The sequence below is a fragment of the Variovorax sp. E3 genome, assembly GCF_016082275.1.
Taxonomy (GTDB): domain Bacteria; phylum Pseudomonadota; class Gammaproteobacteria; order Burkholderiales; family Burkholderiaceae_C; genus Variovorax.
Genome location: NZ_MOWM01000233.1, coordinates 1 through 8,048, shown reverse-complemented (window position 1 = coordinate 8,048; position 8,048 = coordinate 1). Strand labels below are relative to the sequence as shown.

10 protein-coding genes and 1 pseudogene are annotated in these 8,048 nt (G+C 68.9%); 10 read left to right on the top strand and 1 reads right to left on the bottom strand.

What is annotated here, in order from left to right:
• From BMG07_RS38475 to BMG07_RS38440, 8 genes are all read left to right on the top strand, one after another.
• A partial coding sequence (locus BMG07_RS38475) for a sensor histidine kinase (RefSeq protein WP_269759825.1) occupies window positions 1–564 on the top strand: 564 nt, incomplete at its 5' end.
• The gene (locus BMG07_RS38470) at window positions 561–1,205 is read left to right on the top strand and encodes a response regulator transcription factor (RefSeq protein ID WP_198088890.1); all 645 of its coding nucleotides are present in this window, start codon (window positions 561–563) and stop codon (window positions 1,203–1,205) included. The genes BMG07_RS38475 and BMG07_RS38470, both read left to right, overlap by 4 nt.
• Before the next feature lie 117 nt (window positions 1,206–1,322).
• Window positions 1,323–1,823, top strand: a complete 501-nt coding sequence (locus BMG07_RS38465; RefSeq protein ID WP_198088889.1) for a heme-binding protein — start codon at window positions 1,323–1,325, stop codon at window positions 1,821–1,823.
• The gene (locus tag BMG07_RS38460; protein WP_198088888.1) at window positions 1,823–2,521 is read left to right on the top strand and encodes an ankyrin repeat domain-containing protein; all 699 of its coding nucleotides are present in this window, start codon (window positions 1,823–1,825) and stop codon (window positions 2,519–2,521) included. Before BMG07_RS38465 ends, BMG07_RS38460 begins: the two co-directional genes overlap by 1 nt.
• 44 nt (window positions 2,522–2,565) lie before the next feature.
• Complete coding sequence (locus BMG07_RS38455) at window positions 2,566–3,210, top strand: FMN-binding negative transcriptional regulator (protein ID WP_198088887.1); 645 nt, start codon at window positions 2,566–2,568, stop codon at window positions 3,208–3,210.
• A gap of 1 nt (window position 3,211) precedes the next feature.
• On the top strand, window positions 3,212–3,448 hold the full coding sequence (locus BMG07_RS38450) for a hypothetical protein (RefSeq protein WP_198088886.1): 237 nt from the start codon (window positions 3,212–3,214) through the stop codon (window positions 3,446–3,448).
• Window positions 3,438–4,574 (top strand): tRNA adenosine(34) deaminase TadA, encoded by a 1,137-nt coding sequence (tadA, locus tag BMG07_RS38445; protein WP_198088885.1) that lies wholly within the window; start codon window positions 3,438–3,440, stop codon window positions 4,572–4,574. The genes BMG07_RS38450 and tadA overlap by 11 nt, the downstream gene beginning before the upstream one ends.
• Window positions 4,571–5,539, top strand: a complete 969-nt coding sequence (locus tag BMG07_RS38440; RefSeq protein ID WP_198088884.1) for an LD-carboxypeptidase — start codon at window positions 4,571–4,573, stop codon at window positions 5,537–5,539. The genes tadA and BMG07_RS38440 overlap by 4 nt, the downstream gene beginning before the upstream one ends.
• Window positions 5,540–5,598: 59 nt before the next feature.
• Here BMG07_RS38440 and BMG07_RS38435 read toward each other — a convergent pair whose 3' ends face one another.
• Window positions 5,599–5,934, bottom strand: coding sequence for a hypothetical protein (locus BMG07_RS38435; protein WP_198088883.1), 336 nt, complete (start codon window positions 5,932–5,934; stop codon window positions 5,599–5,601).
• Window positions 5,935–6,268: 334 nt separating this feature from the next.
• On the opposite strand from BMG07_RS38435, the gene BMG07_RS38430 reads away from it, so the two are divergent.
• Together BMG07_RS38430 and BMG07_RS38425 are read left to right on the top strand one after the other, a co-directional pair.
• Window positions 6,269–7,219 (top strand): adenylate/guanylate cyclase domain-containing protein, encoded by a 951-nt coding sequence (locus BMG07_RS38430; protein ID WP_198088882.1) that lies wholly within the window; start codon window positions 6,269–6,271, stop codon window positions 7,217–7,219.
• 110 nt (window positions 7,220–7,329) lie between these two features.
• A pseudogene (locus BMG07_RS38425) lies at window positions 7,330–7,688 on the top strand (hypothetical protein).
• Window positions 7,689–8,048: the final 360 nt, after the last annotated feature.

The following is an 8,048-nucleotide window of genomic DNA, read 5'->3' as shown; positions in this document are numbered from 1 at the left end:
GCCGTCGAGCAGGCCCGCCGCGCGGCCGGCGTGGTCGGTCGCCTGCGCCGCGTGATCGAGCGGCCCGAGGCGGGCGGCGGCGATGCGAAACCGCTGGTGCTGCAGGAGGTGGTGCGCAGCGCCATGCACCTGCTCGCGCCCGAGTTCGGCCAGCGCGCCATCCACGCGCAATTCGACGCCACCGCGCAGGCGCCCGTGCGCGTGCAGGCCGAAGCCGTTGCGCTGGAGCAGATCGTGCACAACCTGCTGATGAACGCGCTGCAGGCGCTGGAGCTGGTGCCTGCGGGCGAACGGCGGCTCGTCGTGGCCGTCGGGCGCAACGGGCAGGAGGGCGTGCTGACCGTCACCGACAACGGACGCGGCATCGCCCCCGAGGCATTGCCGCGCCTCTTCGAGCCCTTCTTCAGCACGCGCGAAGGCGGGTTGGGCCTTGGCCTGAGCCTCAGCGAAACACTGGCCAGCGGCATGGGCGGCAGCCTGAGCGCGGCCAATGCCTCGCCGCGTGGCGCGCGCTTCACGCTGCTGCTGCCGCTGGTCGCGCCGTCCACGGAGCGCGCCGCATGAACGCCCCCGCCGCACACCATCAGCCGCAGTCGCCGCTGGTCCACCTGATCGACGACGACCAGGCGGTGCGCGACAGCCTGTCGCTGCTGATCGGCACGGTCGGCCTGCGCGTGCAGGGCTGGGCTGACCCTCAGGCCTTCATGGACGGCTTCGACCGCGCGAGCGTCGGCGCCATCGTGCTCGACGTGCGCATGCCCGGCATCAGCGGGCTCACGGTGCTCGACCGGCTGATGGCGCAGGGCGTCGACCAGCCCGTGATCATGCTGACCGGCCACGGCACGGTCGAGATGTGCCGCCGCGCCTTCAAGGCCGGCGCGGCCGAGTTCCTCGAAAAGCCGGTGGACGACGAGCAACTGCTCGAGGCGCTGCAGCAGGCGGTGCGCCAGCATGTGCGTTCGCGCGAGCGCTCGCAGGCCGACAACGCGGCGCGCGAGCGGGTGGCGCAGTTGTCGGAACGCGAGCGCGAGGTGCTGGCCTTCATCGTGCAGGGACTGACCAACAAGGAGATCGCGCGCACGCTCGCGCTGTCGCCGCGCACGGTCGAGACGCACCGCGCCAACCTGTTCGCCAAGCTCGACTGCGACTCGCTGGCACAGCTGATCCGGCGCTACGCCGTGCTGGTGGAGCGCGACGCTCCGTAGAACTACGGAGCGCCGCGCGTAGCCGTACGAATGGCTGCGCGCGCGCATGTTTTCTACAGTGGCGCAGCCGTCGGCAACAGCCGGCGCAACCACCGCATCCACTGGAGAAAACGAACAATGCAATCCATCCTTCGCCTCGGCGGCATCGCCGTTCTGCTCGCCGCATCAGTCGCCCAGGCCCAGACGCCGGCACCGGCCGTCCGCACCGAAAAGAACATGTCGCTCACGCTGGCCAACCAGATCGCGGCCGAGGCCGTGGCCGCCTGCGCCGCCAACGGCTACAACGTGGCGGCCACCGTGGTCGACCGTGCCGGCACCGTGCGTGCCGTGCAGCGCGCCGACAACGCCGGCCCGCACACGCTGGCCTCGAGCGAGCGCAAGGCCTGGACCTCGGCCTCGGCCAAGAGCCCGACGCAGGCCATGATGGAAGGCGCGCAGAAGAACCCGGGCGGTGCCAACCTCGTGTACCTGCCGGGCTTCCTGCTGCTGGGCGGCGGCGTGCCGGTGAAGTCGGGCAATGAAGTGATCGGCGCGGTCGGCGTGGGCGGCGCACCCGGCGGCCACCTCGACGAGCAGTGCGCCAACGCGGCCATCGACAAGGTCAAGGGCCTGCTCTGATGCTGGCGCGCGGCATCCGGTCGGGCATGCTGGCGGTTGCGCTCGGATTGGGCGCGGCGACCGGCGCGTTCGCCCAGGTGCCGCCGCTGGCGGCCGAGGTGCTGGCCTATGAAGGGCTGCACCAGGCGGCGTGGCATGGCGACCTGCCGAAGATCAAGGCGCTGGTCGCCTCGGGCGCGAACCTTGACGCCCGCGACACGCGCGGCCGCACGCCGCTGCAGGTGGCCACACATGCGCGGCAGCGCGAGGCGATCAAGCTGCTGGCCAAGGCCGGGGCGAACCTCGACCTGCTCGAAGACGAGCGCTACGACGCGGTCACCATCGCCGCCGTGGCAGACGACACGGCCACGCTGTCGCTGCTGCTGTCGCTCGGCGCGAAGGCCGGGCAGACCACCAGCCGCTACGACGGCACGGCGCTGATCGCCGCCGCGCACCTGGGCCACGACGAGGTCGTGCGCCGGCTGATCGCGGCGGGCGCGCCGCTCGACCACGTCAACAACCTGCACTGGACGGCGGTGATCGAGTCGATCGTGCTGGGCGACGGCGGTCCGCGCCATCAGCGCACGCTGGCCGCGCTGATCGATGCCGGCGCCAACCTCGCGCTGGCCGACCGGCAGGGCAACACGCCGATGCAACTGGCCAGGGCGCGCGGGTACACCGCGATGGTCAAGCTCTTGGACAACGCGCGCGCAAGATAGGGCGGCTCGGGGACAATCGGACCTCGCCACGAGGAATCCGCCCCATGTACATGCCTCCGCAGTTCAATGCCAAGGACCCGGCCATTGCGCTGGAACTGATGCGCTCGCACCCGTTCGCGAGCCTGATCTCGAACGACGACAGCGGCTTGCCGTACGTCACGCACCTGCCGCTGGTCGCCGAGCCGCGAAGTGCCGACGAACTGGTGCTGCTGGGGCACTGCGCCAAGCCCAACGCGGCGTGGCGCCATCTGCAGGCGCGGCCCACGGCGGTCGTGACTTTCCTCGGGCCGCATGCGTACCTGTCGCCCTCGGTCTACCCCGACCTGGCGCGCGTGCCGACCTGGAACTACCTGGCCGTGCATTGCACCGTCGAGGCCACGCTGATCGAGGAGCCCGCGGCCAAGGACGCGCTGCTCAAGAAGCTCATCGGCGACCACGAGCCGGCCTACGCCCAGCAATGGCGCGACCTGGGCGAAGAGTTCCAGCTCAAGATGCTGGCCGGCATCGTCGGCTTCGAGCTGCGCGTGACGGCGCTGCAATGCAAGCTCAAGCTCAACCAGCACCGCCGCGAATCGCATGCCGCCATGCACGCCGTGTACAGCGCGGGCTCGCCCGACGAGCAGGCGCTGGCCGTGTGGATGGAGCGCCTCGGCCTGACCGCCGAAGCGCCCGCGGCGGAGGGCCGCTGACATGCGCGGAATCGGTTTGATCGGCCTGTTGCTGGCCTTGTTGATCGTCGGCCTGGTCGCGAAGAAACAGATGACGAGCGCCGTGGTGCCGACCTTGCCGTCGGTGCCCGGCGTGGCCGCGCCGCCGGCCGGAACGCCGACCGGCAATGTGCACGAGCAGTCGCAGCGCCTGCAGCAGCAGGTCAAGGACGCGGTCGAAGCCGCGAGCAAGCCGCGCGAAATGCCCGATGACAACTGAGCCGACCTTGCCCCCGCCGAAGAGCGACGCGCACTGGATGGCGCTCGCGCTGGCCGAGGCGCGGCTGGCCGCCGAGGCGGGCGAAGTGCCGGTGGGCGCGGTGCTGGTGCGTGACGGACAGGTCATCGCCACCGGCCGCAACACGCCCGTGGCGCAGCATGACCCGAGCGCGCATGCCGAGATCAACGCGCTGCGCGCCGGCGCCGCCGCGCTCGGCAACTACCGGCTCGACGGCTGCGAGCTGTTCGTCACGCTCGAGCCCTGCGCGATGTGCGCGGGCGCCATGCTGCATTCGCGTCTTGCGCGCGTGGTGTTCGGCGCGACCGACCCCAAGACCGGCGCGGCCGGCTCGGTGCTCGACCTGTTCGCACTGCCGCGCCTGAACCATCGCACCCAGGTGCAGGGCGGGGTGCTCGCGGACGAATGCGCTGCGGTGCTGCAGGCTTTCTTCCAGCAGCGTCGCAGCGCGGCGCGCGAGCAGGCTGAGCCGCTGCGCGACGACGCGCTGCGCACGCCCACCGAACGCTTTGCCGCGCTGGCCGACTACGCCTTTGCGCCGCACTACGTTCAAGACCTGCCGAGCCAGCGGGGCTGGCGCATGCATTGGGTCGATGAAAGCGGCGAGGGCGCCGGGGGCGAGATTGCCTGCTGCGTCTGCCTGCACGGGCCCGGCGAGTGGGGCTACTTCTTCCGCCACCTCGTGGGCCAGCCCGGGCTGCGCACGCTGGTGCCCGACCTCATCGGCTTCGGCAAGAGCGACAAGCCCAAGCGCGAAGCGGCGCACCGGCTCGAATGGCACCGCGACGTGCTGCTCGAATGGCTGGCGCGCGTGCAGCCCATGCACCTCGTTCACCCCGCACGGGTGGTACTGGTGCACAGCGCGGCGGCCGGCGAACTGGCCTCCTTGTTGCAGGCCGCCGCGCCCGATCGCTTTGCGGCCGTGCTGCGCGCGCCCGAAGGCGGCGAGCGCATCAAGGACGCATGGCGCGCGCCTTTTCCGGACAAGGGCTACGAGGCCGCGCTGCGCGCGCTCGGGCCCGTCGTGTCTTCTTCAGGACTCACCGCGGCGCAGGCCCGAACCTTCGTGCCGCAAGCAAGAAACGCAATGGGATACTCGACCACGTGACCAAACACATCTACATCTATTCCCCCTCCAGCGCGATCCGCGACAAGGCGGCTTTCCGGCGCGGCGTGAAGCGGCTCAAGGCACTGGGCCATGAAGTTGAAATCGACGAGGCGGCACAGTCGGTGCACCAGCGTTTCGCGGGCGACGACGCCACGCGGCTCGCCGCGATTTCCCGCGCCGCGGCCAGCGGTGCCGACGTGGCGCTCATCACGCGCGGCGGCTACGGCATCACGCGCATCCTCGACGCGCTGCCCTACAAGGCCCTGGCCAAGGCCATCGACAAGGGCACCGAGTTCGTCGGCTGCAGCGACTTCACCGCGCTGCAGAACGCGCTCTTCGCCAAGACGGGCGCCACCACGTGGTCGGGCCCCGTGGTCGGTGAAGACTTCGGCAATGAGGACGGCCCCGACGACATCATGGAAGCCTGCTTCGACGACCTCGTGAGCGGGCAGGGCGAAGGCACCGGCTGGCGCATGCCGGCACGCGACGCCGAACTGAAGTTCAAGCCCGTGCAGGACGCGGTGCTGTGGGGCGGCAACCTCTGCGTGCTGACCAGCCTGCTCGGCACGCCGTACTTCCCCGCCGTGGAGAAGGGCGTGTTGTTTCTGGAAGACACCCACGAGCACCCGTACCGCGTCGAACGCATGCTCGACCAACTGAAGCTCGCCGGGGTGCTGGGGCGCCAGCGCGCCATCGTGTTCGGCCAGTTCACGGGCATCCGCAAGGTGCCGGGCTACGACCGCGGCTTCAGCATGCACACGGTGATCGACCGGCTGCGCGCGTCGCTCAAGGTGCCCGTGCTGGCGGGGCTGCCCTTCGGCCATGTGCCTACGAAGGTTCTACTGCCGGTGGGCGCGAAGGTGTCAATGGCGGCTGAAGGGCGTGATGTTTTCCTCGTCTGGGGCCACCGTCACACGTCCGCGCATGACGACCATCACGAACATGGCCATCATCACGCCCATTGAACAGGGCACAGGGGGTAGAAACAAGAAGAACGAGCGGCCGCGCAGGCCGCCGCGCGGCTTCAGCCGTTGTTGGTGAAGCGCTGATGCGTGCGAGGGCCCATCGAGCCGGGGAGGCCGCCCTTGAACATGCTGTTGATGTCTTTCATCTGGCGGCGCGCGGCCGACTCGCCGTCGATGGCGCTCAGCGCCATCATCACGTCCTGCCGCAGGTACCAGAGCGCCTCGACGTCGACCGCGAAACGCACGCGCTGGCTGACACGCTGGATCGAGTGACCGCCGTGGCCCTGCAAGACCGACAACATCGCGGTACGGATGCGCCCCAATTGGCTCTCCGCCACCTGGCGGGACCCGAAGCCGGGCACGTTCAGCAGACGAAGAATGCGGCGGAGAAGCATGGGACGAGAAGCGTATTGCCGGAAGCCAGAACGGTTGCTACCTTAAGCCTCAGTTCACCGTTGCACAAGATCCGGAACAGTGTTTCTTGTTTGTAAACAACACGCTTTACGCATGGCTTCAAGCAGTTTCTGAATTTTGTTTTCTTAAGTACTACATGCGATCGATGGACTCGTTGAATCCGCTTTTCTGTTACTTACGTATACAACTCCGTCAACAGACAGGTCGTGCCAATCGTTCCTTTGTCCAGGCGCATGTCAAGGAAACTGCTTACAGGGGAGCATGAGGAGCGCAGAGCATCATCAACCAGAGATCGCAATCGAGAATCACAACAGTATGGGTGTCAATTCCACAGTCGTATTCGCGGACTTGACGGGGAGTACCAGGGTCTTTGAGGCCATGGGCAATGCAAGAGCCACGGAAACCGTGACGCGACTTACGCAATGGATCGGTGGCGTCTGCCAGGCGCACGGCGGCCGGGTGGTGAAGTCGCTGGGGGACGGGGTGTTCGCGATCTTCTCGAGTGGCGCGGCCGCCACGCATGCGGTCATCGAGCTGCAGCGCTATCACCAGAAGCGCCTGCTGGTCTGGCCCGCGCCGCTGCGCATGGCGCTGCAGATCGGCGTGGCCAGCGGCGACGTGGTCGAGGTCGAGGGCGACTGCTACGGTGACGCCGTCAACCTCGCGTCGCGGCTCAGCGACCTCGCCGGCCCCGGCCAGATCTGGGTGACCGACGCGGTGATCTCGCAACTCGGCGAAGGCGGCGTGCAGCACCGCGACCTCGGCCTCATCAACATCCGCGGGCGCAGCGAGATGTCGGTGGTGCACCGCATCGACTGGCAGGAAGAAGTGACCTCGTTCCTGACCGTGCCCGCCGCGCTGGCGCCGATGCGCATGCCCGATTCGTCGTTCGGCCAGATCGAGCTGGCCTGGCTCGACGTGCGCTCGATGTTCCGCACCGAGCAGCTGCCGATCCACCTGGGGCGCGTCGACGACGCGCAGTTCGTGGTCAACGACCCGCGCGTGTCGCGGCTGCATGCGCGCATCGAAGTGCGGCAGGGCAGTTGCGTGCTGATCGACGTCAGCACCTACGGCACCTGGGTCCGCTTCCACGGCAACGGCGGCCCCAGCACCGAGATCGCGCTGCGGCGCGAGGAGTGCGTGCTGCACGGCAGCGGGGAAATCGGCCTGGGCGCGCCGCTGAGCGACTTCAGCGCCCCCACCATCGCCTTCAACACGACCAGCGGCGACGTGATGCTGTCGCGCCGGGAAATCGCGCCCCGGTGACGTTTGGCAACCACCCGCCGACGCGGCGGGTGCACCGCGCGCGCGTGCTGTGCGTTGCTACTGGATCGGGGCGCTTTCGCCCCTTGCCTTGCCTGGCCCCTGGAGCCGCTGTGAACTTCCAAAACCAATCTTCTGTCTTCAAATGGGCCGCCATCGGCGCGCTGGCCGCGGCGCCTTGCTGGCCGTGGGCTCCGCCAGCGCGCGCACGAGCTGGTCGGTGCAGATCGGCACGCCCGGTTTCGTCGAGCCCTATCCGGTGGCGCCTTCCTACTACCCGCCGGCGCCGGTCTACTACCCTCCGGCCCCGATCTACTACGCGCCCCCGCCACCGGTCTATTACCGGCCGCCACCGCCCCCGGTGTACTACCGCCCGGCGCCGGTCTACGTGCAGCCACCCGGGCGCGTGTATTACGGCCCCGGCTACCCGTACCGTCCGCCGAACGGCGACTGGTACGAAGACCGCGACTGAAGGCTTGATGAAGCCGGCCCCGCGGGCTGGCATGCCAATTTTGTTTCAATAAGTGACCAAAAAGTCACGAAAAGTCACATTCTTGAAGGCCGTCCCTGTGTTCCCGGGGGGACGGCCACCTGATTTCTGCAGGGCATGAGGTTTGCCTTGAAAGCTCCAACGGCGCTTGAACGCCGAAGGAGCGGGGAACCATGGTGGAGCAGATCGAGGCGGCGCACGCGAGGCGCCTTTGCCTCAAGACACGGCAGCAGAAATTCGCGACGACCCGGGCGCCGACGCGCAGCGGCCGCTGAAAGCGCTTGCGGCGTTCTCCATCTCGGCGGCGCTGGCTGCCTGCGGCGGCGGCGGCGGGGGCGGCGG

Bases quoted from the DNA above. Each gene is read 5' to 3' on its own strand.
- BMG07_RS38435 (WP_198088883.1), bottom strand. From the start codon at position 5,934: ATGCTTCTCCGCCGCATTCTTCGTCTGCTGAACGTGCCCGGCTTCGGG.
- BMG07_RS38460 (WP_198088888.1), top strand. From the start codon at position 1,823: ATGCTGGCGCGCGGCATCCGGTCGGGCATGCTGGCGGTTGCGCTCGGA.
- BMG07_RS38450 (WP_198088886.1), top strand. From the start codon at position 3,212: ATGCGCGGAATCGGTTTGATCGGCCTGTTGCTGGCCTTGTTGATCGTC.
- BMG07_RS38455 (WP_198088887.1), top strand. From the start codon at position 2,566: ATGTACATGCCTCCGCAGTTCAATGCCAAGGACCCGGCCATTGCGCTG.
- BMG07_RS38470 (WP_198088890.1), top strand. From the start codon at position 561: ATGAACGCCCCCGCCGCACACCATCAGCCGCAGTCGCCGCTGGTCCAC.
- BMG07_RS38465 (WP_198088889.1), top strand. From the start codon at position 1,323: ATGCAATCCATCCTTCGCCTCGGCGGCATCGCCGTTCTGCTCGCCGCA.
- tadA (WP_198088885.1), top strand. From the start codon at position 3,438: ATGACAACTGAGCCGACCTTGCCCCCGCCGAAGAGCGACGCGCACTGG.
- BMG07_RS38430 (WP_198088882.1), top strand. From the start codon at position 6,269: ATGGGTGTCAATTCCACAGTCGTATTCGCGGACTTGACGGGGAGTACC.